Below are 16,947 nucleotides of genomic sequence, written 5' to 3' on the forward strand. Positions count from 1 at the left end.
GCAGCGGATGGCGATAACCGGGCGGGCGGCGGCGTGCGCGTTCCTCGGCGCGGTGGCGGTGGCGCTCGCGCCCGTCCCCGGCCTTGTGATCCTGATCGTCGACCTGCTGATCGTCGGGCTGGTGCTGCTCGACCTGGCGCTCGCCGGCTCGGTCCGAGCGCTGGAGTTCTCCCGGAGCGGGCCGCGCGGCGCGCGGCTCGGACAGCCGGTGCCGCTGGTGCTCACCGTCAGCAACAACGGCACCCGGGCGGTGCGGGCCAGGATCCGGGACGCCTGGCCGCCGTCGGCCGGCGCGCGGCCGCTGACCTACAGCGTCACCATCCCGGCCGGCGAGCGGCGCTTCCTGGAGGCGACCCTCTACCCGACGCGGCGCGGTGACCGGGAGCCGTTCCGGATCACCGTTCGCTCGCTCGGCCCGCTGGGCCTGGCCGGGCGGCAGGGCCGCCACTACTGCCCGTGGCGCGTGCGGGTGCTGCCGCCGTTCCACTCCCGCCGGCACCTGCCGTCGGCGCTCGCCCGGCTGCGCGAGGTCGAGGGCCAGGTCGCCATCCGCGGCGGCGGCGCGGGCTCCGAGTTCGACAGCCTGCGCGACTACGTGATCGGCGACGACGTCCGCAACATCGACTGGCGCGGCACCGCCCGGCGCGGCTCGGTGGTCGTGAGGACGTTCCGCCCGGAACGCGACCGGCGGGTCGTCTGCGTGCTCGACACGGCCCGCACCTCGGCCGGCAGGGTCGGCGACGCCCCTCGGCTCGACCACGCGCTCGACGCCGCGCTGCTGCTGACGGCCGTCGCGCTGCGCGCCGGCGACCGCGTCGGGCTCGTCGCGCACGACAGCGAGGCACGCCTGGTGCTGCCGGAGTCGAGCGAGGCGAACCTGCTGTCGCGGATGAGCGAGGCGATGGCGACGCTGGAGCCGGCGCTCGTCGAGGCCGACCACGAGGGCATCGTCTCGACGGTGCTGCGCATGACCCGCCGGCGCGCGCTGGTCGTCATCTTCAGCGATCTGGTGCCGGCGGTGATCGAGGAGTCGCTGTTGCCCGCGCTGCCGGCCCTGGCCGCCAGGCACACCGTGCTGGTCGCCGCCCTGCGCGACCCGAGGCTCGCCGAGCTCGCCGCCGGCCGCGGCGACGTCCGCGACGTCTACGCGGCGGCGTCGGCCGAGCAGACCCTGCTGCGCCGCCGCCAGCTCACCGAGGAGCTGCGCAGCCGCGGCGTCGAGGTCGTCGACGCCGGGCCCGACCGCTACGCTCCCGCCGTCACCGACACCTACCTGTCCCTGAAGGCCCTCGGCCGCCTGTAGCTCATCGTCGAACGTCCCCGCTCGGGCAGCCGCCGACGGCGGGACGATCGGCGAGCGAGCGGGGCGGGGCGGGGTCGGGTCGGGTCGGGTCCGGTCGGGTCCGGTCGGCGGGGGCGCGCGGGTCGGGTCTGGCGGACCCGCGTCGCGGGTCCCTCGGCAACTCAGCCCAGCCGAATTGATGTTGTACCGCCAAGGAGCGCCATGTCCCCGAGGAGGAAAACCGCGGCCGGCCCGCCGACCATGGCCGAGCTGCGCGAGACGCTGTGGAAGGCGGCGGACAAACTGCGTGGCTCCGTGGACGCCGCCCAGTACAAGGACTTCGTCCTCGGCCTCGTCTTCCTCAAGTACGTCTCGGACGCCTTCGCCGAACGCCGCGAGGCGATCCGTGCGCACGCGCCAGCCGAGGGCGTCCCGGGGGCTCGGGGCGAGCGGCTCCTCGGCGACGTGGTCGACGACAAGGACGAGTACACGGGGCAGGGGGTCTTCTGGGTTCCTCGGCGGGCGCGGTGGGACGAGCTGGCGGCGAGCGCCGGGGACACAGGCATCGGCCGGCTCCTCGACGCCGCCATGGACGCGGTCATGCGCGAGAACGAGGCACTGGCCGGCGTCCTCCCAAAGATCTTCACGGGCCCGGGTGTCGACCAGCGCCGCCTGGGCGAACTGGTCGATCTGCTCGGCGACGCCCGCTTCACCGGCCACCGGCCCACCGTCCCGGCCCAGCACGGCGCCGCCGCCGCCGACGACGACGACGCCGCCAGCCGGTCGGCGCGTGACGTGCTTGGCGAGGTCTACGAGTACTTCCTGGAGAAGTTCGCCCGGGCCGAGGGCAAACGCGGCGGCGAGTTCTACACGCCGGCGAGTGTCGTCCGGCTGATGGTCGAGATCATGGAGCCCTATCAGGGGCGGGTCTACGACCCGTGCTGCGGGTCGGGCGGCATGTTCGTCCAGGCCGAGAAGTTCATCGACGAACACCAGGGACGCCGTGACGACATCTCGGTCTACGGCCAGGAGAACAACGAGCGCACCTGGCGGCTGGCGAAGATGAACCTCGCCATACACGGCATCGCGGGCGACCTGAGCGAGAAATGGGACGACACGCTTCGCGTCGATCGCCACCCGGACCTGCGCGCGGACTTCATTCTCGCGAACCCGCCGTTCAACATGTCCGACTGGGCCCGGATCACCGATGACCCGCGCTGGCGCTACGGTGTCCCGCCGGCCGGCAACGCGAACTTCGCCTGGATGCAGCACATCGTCTCGAAGCTCGCCACGAACGGTGTCGCCGGCGTGGTGATGGCGAACGGGTCGATGTCGTCGAAGCAGTCCGGCGAGGGCCAGATCCGGGCCGCGCTCGTCGAGGCCGACCTGGTCGCCTGCGTGGTGGCCCTGCCGCCACGGCTGTTCCGTACCACCCCCATCCCCRCCTGCCTGTGGTTCTTCGCCAAGGACAAGACCTCGATGGGCGACAGGTCCCTCATCGACCGCCGCGGCGAGACCCTGTTCATCGACGCCCGCGGCCTGGGCATGATGGTCGACCGTGCGGAGCGCGTCCTCGCCGACGAGGACCTGGCGAGGATCGCCGACACCTACCATGCCTGGCGCGGCACCCACTCCGCCCGGGACAAGGGCCTGGCCTACGCCGACGTCCCGGGCTTCTGCCGCTCCGTGTCGACCGACGACATCCGCGCCCACGACCACGTCCTCGCCCCCGGCCGCTACGTCGGCACCACCGAGGTCGACACGTCGGGCGACGGGCCGATCGCGGAGAAGATCGACCGCCTCACCCAGGAGCTTCTCGCCCACTTCGCCGAGTCCGCCCGTCTGGAGAAGGAAGTCCGCGCCCATCTGGAACGCCTCGATGCCTGAGGCCGTGGCGAACGGCTCCGTGTGGCCGGTTCAACCGCTCGGAGAGCTGACCACGAAGATCGGGTCGGGCGCGACCCCGAGAGGAGGCAAGGAGGTATACGCCACCAGCGGGGCGGCGTTCATTCGTTCCCAGAACGTTCTGGACCATCGACTCGTACTCGACGGCGTGGCACGAATCGACGAGGAGGCGGCGCGGGCCCTGCGGGGTGTGGCGGTGCGCGCCGGCGACGTCCTCCTCAATATCACCGGCGACTCGATCGCTCGATGCTGTGTCGCCGGAGACGACTCGCTACCCGCGTTCGTCAGCCAGCATGTCGTCATCATCAGAACCACCGAACGCCTGAACCCGGTTTTCCTCCAGAAATATCTGGCCAGACCCGAATACAAGAGATTCATACTCTCGCTGAGCGCCGGAGGAACACGCCAGGCGATAACGAAGGGAATGATAGAGAGATTTCCCGTCGCCGTACCCCCGCGCCCCGAGCAGGACGCCGTGGCGGACATATTCCGAGCACTGGACGACAAGGTATCCGCCAACCTGGMGACGGCCAGCACGGCCGCGGAGCTCGCCGACGTGAAATTCGACGCGCTTGCCCCTGAACCTGGCCGTGACGGCGAGCTCGGCACGTTCGTGGACCTCGTCTATGGCAAGGCGCTGCGGGAGCCAGAACGTCGCCCGGGCGAGGTGCCCGTATTCGGATGCACCGGCCAGGTCGGCTGGCACGACCGAGCACTCAGCAGAGATCCCGGAGCGGTCGTCGGGCGCAAGGGAACCAACGCGGGCACCGTCTCATGGTCCCCGGCGCCATGCTGGGTCATTGACACGGCGTTCTACGCGGCACCGCGCCACGCGAAGGTGACCCCCGAGTTCGCGTATTTTCTCCTGAGAAGCGCACACCTGGAAGAGCGCGTCGGCGACTCGGCCATCCCCGGCCTGAACAGAACCGCGGCCCTGTCCACGCGGGTCCCTGACTTCAGTGACTCCGCCATCGCGGATTTCACCTCGGCGGTTCGCCCTCTGCTTGAGCTTGTAGACGGCATGGCCCGCCAGAACAGAAAACTGGCCGAGATACGGGACACACTGTTGCCAGGACTCCTGACCGGCGACATCCGCGTCCGCGCCCGAGACCGGTCCCCGACGCCGATCGTTGGCCAGCCCAGCCCTGACGGACAAATCGGACGGAAGCGCTGATCAGAGCGGTTGTCCCTGGCGGCGTTGACGCTCCGTGAATTCGGGGGGTGCACCACACGAACCGGACCTGCCGGACCCATCAGGCATGGTGGCGATATGCCCACCTCCGCCCACGAGACGCCGCTCGAGCTGCTCCGGCTCGACCCGTCCCTGCCCGACTGGGTGCAGAACGACCTGCTCGGCGACGATGCCCCCGCCTTCGACCACGCACGGCTGTACGACCCGAACGTCCGCCCGCGGACCTACCAGGCGGACGCGATGGTGCTGTACTGCGGACCCGACGACGCGCCGCTGCGTGCCGCCGTCTACGAGGTCCAACGCGGCCGGGACCCGGACAAGCTCGGATCCTGGAAGCCATACGTAGGGCAGATGGAGTCCGAGTTTCCGCTCAAGGCATCGCTGGTGGTCTTCGTCCCGGACCCGGCGGTCGCCAACTGGTACCGCGACCTGGTCGCCCGCGACACCCGAAGCGGCGCGTGGCTACGCCCCTTCTTCTTCACCCCCGCGGACGTACCGATGATCGTCGACGAGGAGCTGGCGGCGACCCGGCCCGCGCGGGTGCTGCTCTCGGCCATGTGCCACCTCCATGACACCCGCATCGACGAGATGTTCCCGGCGCTGCTGGCCGCACTGGACGCGCTGGAACCGGGCGTGAAGATCTTTTACGATGATGAGACGGTGGGTAGCCTGCCCGYGGCGGCCCGGGCACGATGGAAGGCGTTTCTGATGACGACAGCTCTCGGCCGGCGGTATCACAACGAGGAGTACAACGAGATCGACGCCCGCGGCGAAGCCCGCGGCGAGGCGAAGTCGGTGCTGCTCGTACTCGAGAGTCGCGGCGTACCCGTGCCCGACGCGATCCGCGAGCGGATCCTCGCCAGCGTCGACACCACGCAGCTCGACCAGTGGCTCCGCCGCGCGGCCACAGCGACCACTGTCGAGGACGTCGTTCGGGGCTAATGCTCCGTAGTGGCCCTCGCCCATCGATGAGGCGCCACGAAGGGCCTTAAAGGGCCGCGAATCGTGACGACCTACGCTGATGGCCATGGGCCACGTATCTGTCGCTGACCGCGACCGCGCACACGATCGCGCACGTGACGCGACCGTCCGATGACCCGCGTCGACATCGAGTACCGCACCGGCGTGCGCCGTCGGATCGCGGCAGGGGCGCGGTTGGTCGGGAGCTGGGACGCGGACGGCCGGCCGAGCGACGCGTGGGCCTCGGCACCGATGACGGCGACCATCGGCCCGGACGGCTGCATGGCGTTCCGGGCCCGTGTGACTCTCGATGTCCACACGCCTACCACCTTCCGCTGGGGCGTATGGCTGGTGCGCGACGACGGGTCGCAATTCTGGGGAATCCCCGGTGAAGTAGCGGACCCGGCTTCCACAGACCAGGTCCTTTCGCTCGACCTCGGGCCGGACGTCCCGGCCGAGATGAGCACGACCTTCACGCTGAGCAGTCATCACTTCCTCGGTGCCGTTCCGGTCGCCGCCCCCGCCCCCGCCGATGACGTCCGGGACGACACCGCCGGGGACGTCGACAGCGAGAACGGGAGCGACAGCGCGAGCGACGGCGCGAGCGACGGCGAAGGCGAGGGTAAGGGCGAAAGCGAAAGCACGGGCACGGCGGCGGACGCGGAGCGGATCCTGTTCCGGGTCTGGGCGCCGCACGCCAGGGCCGTCGAGGTCGCGTTCGGCGGCGAGAGCGGCTATATCGCTGACGACGGCCACGGCGAGGACGCGGCCATCGCCCGCCTACCGATGCGGCCGGGGCCGGACGGGGTGTGGGAGGCCTCGGCGGCGGGCTTCGCCGGCTGGGCGGGACGGCGTTACCTCTACCGGGTCACCCGGGAGGACGGCTCGGTCGCCTGGCGCACGGACATGTACTCCCGTCAGCAGTGCGGAGGCGGCGACGTCAACCCGCGCGGGGCGCACTACGACGGGACGGCGGCCGATCTGGACGGAACCGTCAGCTGCTCGGTGGTCGTCGACCCGCGGCCCCAGCCGGCGGACTTCTGGGCCGACGAGTTCGACCCGGCCAGCCCCGTGCCGCGCCGGGTCGAGGACCTGGTCATCTATGAGTTGCACGTCGGCGCCCTCGGCTTCGGGGAGACGCGGGCGGGCACCTTCGCCGACGCGGTCGCCTTCGTCGACTACCTCGCCGACCTTGGCGTCAACGCCGTCGAGCTGCTGCCGGTGCTCGAGTTCAGCGGCACCCGGTCCTGGGGATACGGCACCTCGCATTTCCTCGCCGTGGAGAAGAGCGCCGGCGGCCGCGACGGGCTCGCCGGCTTCGTCCGCGCCTGCCACCGACGCGGCATCGCGGTCCTCGTGGACCTCGTCTTCAACCACTACACGCAGGACGCCGAGCGGGCCGCGTGGATGTACGACACCACGACGCCAAGCCACAACGGGTACTACTGGTACGAGGGCTCGGACGCCGACCACGCCGACTTTCCGGACGGCGGCTACGTCGACAATCTGTCCTCCGGCTACGCACCCCGCTACCGCGAGGAACAGGTACGCGCGCTGTTCGTCGCGAGCGCTGTCGCGCTCCTCGAGGAGTTCCACGTCGACGGCTTCCGGCTGGACCAGACGACGTCGATCCACCTGTACAACGCGCTGCACGCGGACGGCCGGACGGCCGCGGCGGCGAACGTCGCCGGCCGCAAGTTCCTGCGCGAGCTCTGCCAGACGCTGAAGACCGTCGCCGGGGACGTCATCCTCATCGCCGAGGACCATTCCGGCCGGGACGCGGTGACCCGCCCGGCGCCCGCGGGCGGCCTCGGTTTCGACGCTCGCTGGTACGTGGACTTCTACCACCACCTGATCGGCGACAAGGGCGAGGGGCCGGAGTACGCGCGGCTCCTCGACACCGCCGGCAGGGACCTGGCCGGCCCGTTGGCGATGGGCCTTTTCGCCGGGGCGCTGGCCGGCTCGGCGGACCGGACTGTCGTCTACCCGGAAAGCCATGACGAGGCGGGAAACTCGGAGCACTCGGAACGCAACATCCTGGTCTCGGTGAACGACGCGCCGCTCGTCGGCGAGACCCGCTGGTACGCCGAGGCGAGAATCCGCTGCGTCACGGCGCTGTCCCTGCTCGCCCCGGGCACGCCGATGTTCCTCATGGGCGACGAGGTCGGTGCGACCAAGGCGTACACCTACAACCATTTCACCGAGGACAAGGAGGATCTCCACGGGCTGCGCGAGACAACCGGCGCGGGCCTGTTCGCCGCCCACCGCGACCTGGCCCGACTCCGGCTCGCCTCGTCCGCCGCGAGGTCCCGCGACGTCGAGATCCTGCACACGAACGACCCGGCCCGGGTGATCGCCTTTCGTCGCTGGTCCGGCCCGATCGCCGGCGAGACCCGGAGCGAGGAGCTTCTCGTCGTCGTCAGCCTGAACAACGCCTCGTTCCCGAGTTACCTGCTGCGTCACCCATCGCTGTCGGGCGCCCCCTGGCACCTCCGGCTGAGCACCGACGCCGCGATCTACGGCGGCCGGGGCGCTCCGGCGGCCCCGGCCCCGGCACTCATCCCGACGGCCGACGGCACGGTGGACCTTCCCCTCCCCGCCGTCGCCGCCCTGGTCTTCGAACGAACAGGCGGCGAACGAACAGGCGGCGGCTGAGGCCCGGGCCACCGGGCTAGGTGACGGGGGCGAGGTCCTCTCGGAGGGAGGCCTCCAGGTCGCCCTTTTCGCCGTGGGAGGCGGCGCGGGAGCCGTAGATCCAGATATAGGCCACGAACAGTCCCCAGGCCAGCACGCCGATGCCGATCCGGATCGCGGTCGGCAGGCCGGACGGCGTCACGAACGCCTCGATGACGCCGGAGAGCGCGAGCGCGACGGCGAGCCCGATCGCGATCGACACGGCGGCGCGGCCCTCCGCCGCGAGCGCCTCCGAACGGCGCCGACCGCCCGGCGCGATGATCGACCAGCCGAGCCGCAGGCCGACCGCTCCAGCGACGAAGACGACGGTCAGCTCAAGCATCCCGTGCGGCAGGATCAACGAGAAGAACTGGTGGCTCTCTCCGCAGCTCGACATGTAGCCGCCGACGACGCCGAGGTTCAGCGAGTTCTCCAGCAGGACGACCAGCGTCGGCACGCCGAGCAGCGCCCCGAGCGCGATCGCCTGCGCGGACACCCACGCGTTGTTCGTCCAGATCTGGCTCGCGAACGATCCCGCCGGATTCTCGCTGTAGTAGGACGCGAAGTCGTGACGGCACAGCTGGGCCACCTCGTCCGACGGGACCAGCCGTGCCTGTGCCGTCTGGTCGTAGACGACCCACAGCGCGCATGCCAGGGCGAACAGCAGGCAGAGGACGGTCGTCGCGATGGCCCACCACCGGCGCGCGTAGACCGCCGCGGGGAAGGTGATGGTGAAGTACCGGGCGACCACGTGCCAGCCGGGGTCGGCGGTACCGGTGACGGCCGCGCGGGCGCGGATCACCAGCGCGGACAGGTCGTCGACCATGGCCTGGTCGCGCGAACGGCTCCTGATCACCGACAGCTGGGTGGCGACTCGCTGATAGAGCTCKACCAGCTCCTCCAGCTCCTCGCTCGGCATCTTGCGAGGCCGGTTCGCCTGGTCGACGAGGTAGCGCAGCCGGAACCACTCCGGYCGGTGGACGGCGACGTACGCGTCCAGGTCCATCAGTCTGCCCACTCTTCCCAGCCGCCGCGCCGCGTGAGACGTCAGCCACCCACGATCCTTGACCGTCCGTGCTCCACGGTCACGGCACCGCCACAGCCACATCCGTCCGCGCGCACTCACCCGAGCACCGAAATACTGTCAGACCGCTCGCGGCTCCTGGCGACCCCCGTCRCCGACCCGACCCGCCGGCGGCGGCGACCGGCCAGGGCCGCGACGCCGGTCGAGAAAGCGACCCAGGGGGTGGCGGGTGGCGTCGATGGACGACGATGTACGGACGCCGGTCAGCGATGACGGCGGCCGGCGGAGCGGAGGGAACCCCACCATGGGCGAGCACCGGGGCGCGCGGGGCGCGGCCGGATGAGCCAGGTCGTCACCGGCGAGGCGGTCGCCATCGACCTGCGGCCGGCCCAGCTCGGCTCGCGCATGATCGCCGGGCTCGTCGACCTGTTCATCCAGCTGGTCGTGCTCTACGGCGTACTGGTGGCCACGGTGGTGACGGTCAATCCGGAGGACGAGGCCCTCGCGATCGCGATCTTCCTCGTCGTCTACGTCGCGACGATGCTCGGCTACCCGGTGATCTTCGAGACGTTCCTGCGTGGCCGGACCTGCGGCAAGATGCTGATGAAGCTGCGCGTCGTGCGCGACGACGGCGGGCCGGTCCGCTTCCGCCACGCGTTCGTCCGCGGGCTCATCGGGGCGGTCGTCGAGCGGCCGGGAGGCCTGTTCGGGCTGCCCGCGGTCGTGGCGATGCTGTTCTCCCGCCGCTCCAAGCGGCTCGGTGACCTGTTCGCCGGCACCGTGGTGATCCATGAAGGGGTGCCGTCGATGGCCGGGGTGGTGCCCGCGGTGCCGGCGCCGCTCGCGGGCTGGGTCGCCAGGCTGGACCTCACCGGCCTCGACGACGACCTGACCGGCACCGTGCGCGGGTTCCTCGGCCGGATGCACGAGCTGTCCCCCGAGGCCCAGGAGCGGATCGGCGCGGACCTCGTCGCCCAGGTCCGCGCCGTCGTCACGCCGCCGCCCCCGTCGGGCACTCCCGGGTGGGCATATCTGTCGGCGGTGCTGGCCGAGCGGACCCGCCGGTCCTACCGTCGGCTGCGCGCGGTCTCCCGGGCGCGGTACGGCCCGGGCGAGATCCCGGGCGTGCCGCTCCACTACTACCCGGGGCACCTGCTGACGCCCGAGGTCCTCGCCCCGCCCCCGCCGCCCGCCTACGTCGGGCCTCAGCCGACCGGCGGTCAGCCGATGCCTGGCATGCCGGGGCCGCCGCCCGTCGGTATCGGTTTCTACCGCTGAGGCGGGCCCGAAAAACTGACATCGTCGTGGCAGAGTTTTGGCGCCACTTGACCAGGGAAGCCCAAAAAATCTGACCAGTTGATGTCAGAACCTCCGGTCGTCGATTGGCCAGACGAGAGCTCCGGCGCGCGCCCGGCCCTTCCGCGGCCGGTAACCAGTCGGCGGGACCCCGCGGACAGGTCGGCGCGGAAGAGCGCGGGCCTCAGGAACCGTGCCGCCACGAGTTCAGATACTCGGCCTGGGTCGGCGTGAGCCTGTCGATCTCGAGACCCATCGTCTCGATCTTGAGGCTGGCGACCCGCTTGTCGATCTCCACTGGGACGTCGTGGACGCCCGGCGCGAGCGACCGCGCGGCCTTGGTCAGCCACTCGGCGGTCAGCGCCTGGTCGGCGAACGACATGTCCATCACCGCCGCCGGGTGGCCCTCCGCCGCGCCGAGGTTGACCAGCCTTCCCTCCGCGAGCAGCAGCACCCGCCGGCCGTCGGCGAGCACGTACTCGTCGGTGCTCGGCCGGACGCGGCGCGGCCCATGGGTGGCGAGCGCGGCCAGCCCAATAATGTCGATCTCCACGTCGAAGTGCCCGGAGTTGGCCAGGATCGCCCCGTCGCRCATCAGCTCGATGTGCTCGGGCCGGATGACGTCCCGGTTGCCGGTGACCGTGATGAACACGTCGCCCACCGCCGCCGCCTTCGTCATCGGCAGCACCCGGAAGCCGTCCATCGCCGCGTCGAGCGCCTTGGTCGGGTCGATCTCGGTGACGACCACGTTGGCGCCCATCCCCTTGGACCGCGACGCCACGCCCCGGCCGCAGTAGCCATAGCCGGCGACGACCACCGTCCTGCCCGCGAGCAGCGTGTTCGTGGCCCGGAAGATGGCGTCCAGGGTGGACTGACCGGTGCCGTAGCGGTTGTCGAACATGTGCTTGGTGTCGGTGTCGTTGACCGCGACCACCGGGAAGCGCAGGGCGCCCTCGGCCGCCATCCGCCGCAGCCGGATCACCCCGGTCGTGGTCTCCTCGCAGCCCGCGAGCACGCCGTCGAGCACGTCCTGGCGGGCGGTGTGCAGGGTGTTGACCAGGTCGCAGCCGTCGTCGAAGACGTAGTGCGGGGCGAGGTCGAGGGCGGCGTCGATGTGCGCGTAGTACCCGTCGCGATCGACCCCGTTGCGGGCGTACGTCGACACGCCGTACTCGGCGACCAGCGCCGCGGCCGTGTCGTCCTGGGTCGACAGCGGGTTGGACGCGCACAGCACCACCTCGGCGCCACCCGCGACCAGTGCGCGCATCAGGTTCGCGGTCTCGGTGGTGACGTGCATGCAGGCGGCGATCCTGACACCGGCGAAGGGCCGCTCGCGGGCGAAGCGGGCGCGCACCTGGCGCAGCACCGGCATGGCCCGGTCGGCCCACTCGACGCGGGCGACGCCCTGCTCGGCCAGCGAGAGGTCGGCGACGTCGTGCCTGGGCAGGCCGGCCGCCGGCGCCGCGGGGATGGAGGTGGTCACGGTCATGGTGCTGCCGCCTCTCGGTCTCGACCCAGGTGTGGCTGGGTCAGGTACGGCGCCGGCCACGCCGGCACGGCTGGCACGGCTGGGCACGGTGAGTTGTGGCGCGGCGCCGTACCGAGAACGACGATCCAACCCGCGGACGAGGGCTGTCAATGAAACTGACAGAGAGCTGTAAGCTTCCGTGCCAACGAAGGCTCGCTCCGGCTACGCTTCCCCCGTGATCGCCCCCAGAGCTGGCGCCAATCAGGCAGCTTCGTGGCTGGCCGGGCCGCGACGGGCCTTCATGGAGGCCCAGGTGCGAGAGGAACGGTTCGTCCGGGAGGTGCTCGACCGGCTGCGGGCGCGCGTCCGGCTGCGGCCGGAGCAGCGGCTGCCGATCACCAAGGCCGCCGACGTGCTGGAGACGACGCCGCGGATGCTGCGCTACCGGGAGTCGCTCGGGCTGGTGACGGCCGCCCGGTCGCCGGGCGGGCACCGCGAGTACGGCGAACGCGAGTTGCTCGCCGCCGCCTACGCCGACGAGCTGGAGCGCCGCTACCAGATCAGCCCCAGCGATCTGGCGTTCGCGGTGCGGGTGCTGGCCGAGCCCGCCGTCGCGGCCGACGTCCGCCGCCTCGGCGAGCTCACCCGCCGCATCAACACGCCCCCGCCGGTGGCCGCCCTCGACTTCGAGGCCCAGAAGGCCCGCCGCCTCCTCGACCTCCCCTGAGGCAGCGACCGCCGACCACGTCAACGGACCCACGCCCAGCGGCGGCCGGGCGCGCACGTCCGCGACGGCCCCGGATCTCGGGCGGGCACACCGAACATCCCGGCGGCAATGGGGGACCATCAGGCGAGCAACCTTATGACCCATAGCTAAGTACTTACAGTGACACAGTCTCAGCCTTCCGTAGTCGACAGGGCCGTCCGGTACGGTTGTCCTTGCTCGCGACGAACCATTTGCGCGGGCACGGACCGGTCAGCGGGCGCCAGCCCACCCACGCGCCGGCCGGCCGTGGACCTGGCCAGCCGACGAGGCCGGACCGGGCGGCGGCCACCAGACCGGGCGCCGTACGGCGACCTTCCGGCGGCTCGCGCATGCTTGACAGGTCCACCGACACGTCCCCGGCCTCGCCCGGCCGGGCCGACGTCACTGATCTCCTGCTGGGGGTGACGGCCACGGCTGCCGGACGGGACACGCAGACTCCGGTCACGCCGACTGGACGGGCCGCGCGACGCGCCGCGGGCGCCACGCCGGCGCGGCGGCGCGGAGGCCACTCCGCCCAGAACGGCGACACCGGGCCGAAGGCGCGGACCGCGCGAGACGGCTGGGCCGCCCTGGTGGCGGCCCGGAGCGGCGCCCCGGGCGCGGCGGGCAGGCCGAGCAGCCTGCGTAGCCTGCTCGAGGATTCGGGCCCGCCGGCGCCACCGCGCCGGAGCCGGTCGTGGTTCGCCAAGCGGGGCGTGATCCTCTCGTTGTCGCTCGGCCTGGTCATGGCGCTGTTCGCGCTGCCCGTGGTCGCCGGTGCCGGGCTGTTCGCGAAGGCGTCGGCCGACCACTTCCTGGGTCTGCCGTCCGAGCTGCTGACGCCGCCGCTGGCGCAGAACTCGCAGATCCTCGCGGCCGACGGAAGCGTGATCGCCACGCTCCACGGCGAGCAGAACCGGGTCCTCGCCAAGCCCGAGGAGATCCCGCAGGTCATGCGGCAGGCGATCGTCGCGATCGAGGACTCCCGGTTCTACGAGCACGGCGGATACGACTCGAAGGGCATGCTGCGAGCGCTGCTGCGCAACAGCGAGTCCGGCGACGTGCAGCAGGGCGCCTCGACGCTGACCCAGCAGTACGTCAAGAACGTGCTGCTCCAGAACGCGCGCACCCCCGAGGAGCGCGCGGCGGCGATCGACACCTCCGTGTCCCGCAAGCTCCAGGAGCTGCGCTACGCGACCACGCTGGAGAAGGAGCTGTCGAAGGACGAGATCCTCGTCCGCTATCTCAACATCGCCTACTTCGGCGACGGCGCCTACGGCATCGGCACCGCCGCGCAGCACTACTTCGGCGTCAACGTCTCCCAGCTGACGCTGGTCCAGGCGGCGCTGCTCGCGGRCCTGGTACAGAGCCCGTCGCGCTACAACCCCGTGCTCAATCCCAAGGACGCGCTGGATCGGCGCAACGACGTCCTCGACCGGATGGTCACGTCGAAGTTCGTCTCGGCGACGCAGGCCGACGGCGCCAAGCAGATGCCGATCACGCTGAACATCACCAGCGGCAGCTCCGTCGACTCCTGCGCCGAGGCGTCCGTGACCGCGCCGTTCTTCTGTGACTACGTCCGTACGCAGCTCCTCGCGAGCAAGGCGCTCGGCGCGACCCAGGACGATCGCGATCGCCAGGTCTACGAGGGCGGCCTGCAGATCCACACCACCCTGGACCCGAAGGTCCAGGCGGCGGCGCAGGCCGCTGTCGACGCCACCGTCGGCGAGGGGAACCGGGTCTCGGCCACCGAGGTCATCGTCCAGCCCGGCACGGGCAACATCCTCGCGATGGCCGTCAACCGGAAATTCGGTGACGACGCCTCCAAGTTCCAGACCAAGATCAATCTTGCGACACACGCCAGCTTCGAGCCCGGATCGACCTTCAAGGCGTTCACGATGGCCAAGGCGCTCGAGGAGGGCTATGGCCTGGGGACCCAGTTCTACTCGCCGGCCTGCGTCATAGTCGACGAGTTCCCGCTCGGGGGCCGCGAAGTGGACGGCGACGACGAGTGCGCGAGAAAGGGCTACTCGAACGCCGAAGCGAACGAGGCCGGCACCTTCGACATGAGCCAGGCGACCTGGAAGTCGGTCAACACCTACTTCATCCAGCTGCTGGCGAAGGTCGGCGTCCTGCCGACCGCGGAGCTGGCGAAGCGCCTTGGCATCCCGGACTCGACATACACAGACGCAAAGATCATCCTCAACCCGACCTTCGGTGGCCTGACGCTCAGCCAGCAGATGAAGATCTCTCCGCTCGTCATGTCCAGCGCCTACGCGACGTTCGCCGCCGGCGGGAAGTACTGCACGCCCAGGTTCGTGACGTCGGCGACCGACTCGTCCAACAAGAACGTGGACATCGCGCCGGCACCGAACTGCACACAGGCCATCAGCAAGGAGATCGCCGACACCGTCGCCAGCGTGCTTGCCGGCGTCGTCACCAAAGGCACCGGTACGAAGGCGGCGATCGGTCGGCCCGTGGCCGGCAAGACGGGAACGAACGACGACTTCACCAGCGCCTGGTTCATCGGCTTCACCCCGCAKATGTCCTCCGCGGTGGCGGTCGGCGACCCGCGGGGCAGCACTGCCCAGTACGCGCTGCGGAACGTCCAGGCGAACGGACAGACCTGGCCGGAGGTGTTTGGTGGCGACCTGCCCGCGCTCATCTTCAGCCGCACACTGAAGCCGGCGCTGCAGGACGTACCGGTCCTGGCACTACCGAAGGCCGACCCGAAGACCGCGCAGGGCACGAAGAGCGGCCTGCAGAACCCGGACAAGGTGCCGGCGCCCACCGTCACCCCCGGGATCACCCTCGGCCCGGACGGCCAGCCGCTCCCCGGCCAGCCCACGGTCACGCCCCAGCTCCCGGGTCAGCCCGGCGACGGCCAGAACCCCTTCGAACAGAACCCGGGCCAAGGCGGCGACAACGGCGGTCAGGGGGAACCGGGCCCTCGGTGACCCGCCCCCAGTCGTCCCACACGCTGGCCCGGGCTCGCCGGGCCCTGCCCGTCCGGCAGGGCCCGGCGATTCGCTCCCGCTGACGAACCCGAACCCAGTCCGGAAAGCCGCCGAGGGGAAAGACGCCAACCTCGGACGGGTCGAGGTAGCCCCGACGTAGGGGGCCGACATCACGTTTTTCCTGAGGCCCCCCGCGGCCGAGCGCGACGCGCCCTCGCAATCCCTGCTCGAACCACGTCGCTCCCCTGGTGGACAGCCCAGCGGAACCGTCAGTGAATGCGTCGAGTCAGTGAATGCGGTCGAGGTCGTGGATCGCGGGTTCGAGGCTCGGGTCAATGCCGATCAGCATCGCCAGGTACACCGAGGCGTAGTCGAGCAGGCCAACCAGGGACGCCAGCCGCTCCACCGGGTGGGAGCCGGCCGCAGAGAGCTCGGTGACGCCGACGCCGCGCTCCGCGGCGACCCTGACGCTCGCGTCGGCCCGCCGGCTCACGTCCGGGTGCTCGTTGCCCGGGTCACGCAGCAGGATCAGCCGCAGCCGGGTGGTGAGCTGATCGTCGGCCCGGTCACGGAAGAAGTCGTCGAGCTCGTCGTCTCCGCCCGTCGCGGCGGCCGCGCGCGCGCCGAACACGCCGTCGAAGGCGGCGATCTGGTAGATCGCCGGGTGCGGCAGACCACCATGCAGCACCGGGTACTTCGCGGTGACGGCGAGCTGGGTCGCGGCGCGGCTGGCCGCCGCGGCCGTCGCCGGCGACGTGCCCCAGATCATCGGCAGCGTGCCGGCGAGCTCCAGGGCGAGCAGCTTCGCCGGGTTGACGAACGACTCGCTGGACGGGCGGCTGCGGGTGGCGATCTCCTCCAGCCGGGCCGCCGCCGCCTCGACGCCCGCGGCCACGTCACGGCAGACGCCGAGGGCGGCACCGGCCACCAGCAGCGGGGTGGCCAGCGCCCAGAGGCTCGCCCGTTCCGGCCTGGCACCGTCGATCGCGACGAAAGAAGCTCTGGCCCGCTCGGCGAGGTAGTGCAGCGGCGTGTCGGCCGGGCCGACGGCCAGGACCCGGCAGCCGCGCCGGTCGGCGTCCTCGACGGCGTTCAGCGTCAGCGGTGACCGTCCCGAACCGGAGACCGCGAGCACCACATCGGCGACACCCACCCAGCCGGGCAGCCCGTGGTCGTGATGACCGATCACGGGGACCGGGCTGGTCGCCCCGGCCGCGGCGACGAGCACGTCGGCCGCCCCTGCCGCCGCGCCCGTGCCGACGACCAGCACGGCCCGCGGGCGCCCGTCGGCGCCCAACCGGCCGGCGCCCGCCTCCTCGGCGAGCCGCCAGGTCTCACGGATCTGGCGGCCACCGGTCGCCAGCTCCCGCAGTAGCCCGCCAGGGTCGGCGGCGGCCAGTCGTTCCGACTCGTCCAGGACACGCTCGTCGACGTACACGTTGGTC

Annotated in this window: 11 protein-coding genes; 8 read left to right on the top strand and 3 right to left on the bottom strand. The window is 71.3% G+C overall.

The window, feature by feature from the left end; translation table 11 throughout:
- Positions 1 to 7 precede the first annotated feature (7 nt).
- The 5 genes from BL253_RS05785 (at position 8) to BL253_RS05805 (ending at position 7,994) form a co-directional block, all read left to right on the top strand.
- The gene (locus BL253_RS05785; protein WP_076814239.1) at positions 8 to 1,303 is read left to right on the top strand and encodes a DUF58 domain-containing protein; all 1,296 of its coding nucleotides are present in this window, start codon (positions 8 to 10) and stop codon (positions 1,301 to 1,303) included.
- 201 nt (positions 1,304 to 1,504) lie between these two features.
- Complete coding sequence (locus BL253_RS05790) at positions 1,505 to 3,169, top strand: class I SAM-dependent DNA methyltransferase (RefSeq protein WP_076814240.1); 1,665 nt, start codon at positions 1,505 to 1,507, stop codon at positions 3,167 to 3,169.
- Entirely contained in the window at positions 3,162 to 4,361 is a 1,200-nt protein-coding gene (locus BL253_RS05795; RefSeq protein WP_076814243.1) for a restriction endonuclease subunit S, read from the top strand. The genes BL253_RS05790 and BL253_RS05795 overlap by 8 nt, the downstream gene beginning before the upstream one ends.
- A gap of 96 nt (positions 4,362 to 4,457) precedes the next feature.
- Positions 4,458 to 5,321 (top strand): hypothetical protein, encoded by an 864-nt coding sequence (locus BL253_RS05800; protein WP_076814245.1) that lies wholly within the window; start codon positions 4,458 to 4,460, stop codon positions 5,319 to 5,321.
- A 150-nt stretch (positions 5,322 to 5,471) separates the two neighbouring features.
- Positions 5,472 to 7,994: an alpha-amylase family glycosyl hydrolase gene (locus BL253_RS05805; protein ID WP_076814246.1), complete on the top strand. Its 2,523-nt coding sequence runs from the start codon at positions 5,472 to 5,474 to the stop codon at positions 7,992 to 7,994.
- 16 nt (positions 7,995 to 8,010) lie between these two features.
- Here BL253_RS05805 and BL253_RS05810 read toward each other — a convergent pair whose 3' ends face one another.
- A complete protein-coding gene (locus tag BL253_RS05810) occupies positions 8,011 to 9,018 on the bottom strand; it encodes a stage II sporulation protein M (protein WP_076814248.1) in 1,008 nt (335 codons plus the stop codon).
- Between the two features lie 357 nt (positions 9,019 to 9,375).
- On the opposite strand from BL253_RS05810, the gene BL253_RS05815 reads away from it, so the two are divergent.
- Positions 9,376 to 10,314 (top strand): RDD family protein, encoded by a 939-nt coding sequence (locus tag BL253_RS05815; protein ID WP_076814250.1) that lies wholly within the window; start codon positions 9,376 to 9,378, stop codon positions 10,312 to 10,314.
- Positions 10,315 to 10,516: 202 nt separating this feature from the next.
- On the opposite strand, the gene ahcY is transcribed toward BL253_RS05815, so the two are convergent.
- Positions 10,517 to 11,821, bottom strand: coding sequence for an adenosylhomocysteinase (ahcY, locus tag BL253_RS05820; protein WP_076814252.1), 1,305 nt, complete (start codon positions 11,819 to 11,821; stop codon positions 10,517 to 10,519).
- Positions 11,822 to 12,113: 292 nt separating this feature from the next.
- Here ahcY and BL253_RS05825 point away from each other — a divergent pair, with 292 nt between their 5' ends.
- Together BL253_RS05825 and BL253_RS05830 are read left to right on the top strand one after the other, a co-directional pair.
- Complete coding sequence (locus BL253_RS05825) at positions 12,114 to 12,527, top strand: MerR family transcriptional regulator (RefSeq protein WP_081438040.1); 414 nt, start codon at positions 12,114 to 12,116, stop codon at positions 12,525 to 12,527.
- Positions 12,528 to 12,895: 368 nt separating this feature from the next.
- Positions 12,896 to 15,502, top strand: a complete 2,607-nt coding sequence (locus BL253_RS05830; RefSeq protein ID WP_076814253.1) for a transglycosylase domain-containing protein — start codon at positions 12,896 to 12,898, stop codon at positions 15,500 to 15,502.
- Between the two features lie 286 nt (positions 15,503 to 15,788).
- Here the strand turns inward: BL253_RS05830 and BL253_RS05835 are convergent, their stop codons facing one another.
- Positions 15,789 to 16,940: an SIS domain-containing protein gene (locus BL253_RS05835; RefSeq protein WP_076814255.1), complete on the bottom strand. Its 1,152-nt coding sequence runs from the start codon at positions 16,938 to 16,940 to the stop codon at positions 15,789 to 15,791.
- Positions 16,941 to 16,947 lie beyond the last annotated feature (7 nt).

Source organism: Pseudofrankia asymbiotica (genome assembly GCF_001983105.1).
In the GTDB taxonomy this organism is placed as follows: Bacteria; Actinomycetota; Actinomycetes; order Frankiales; family Frankiaceae; genus Pseudofrankia; species Pseudofrankia asymbiotica.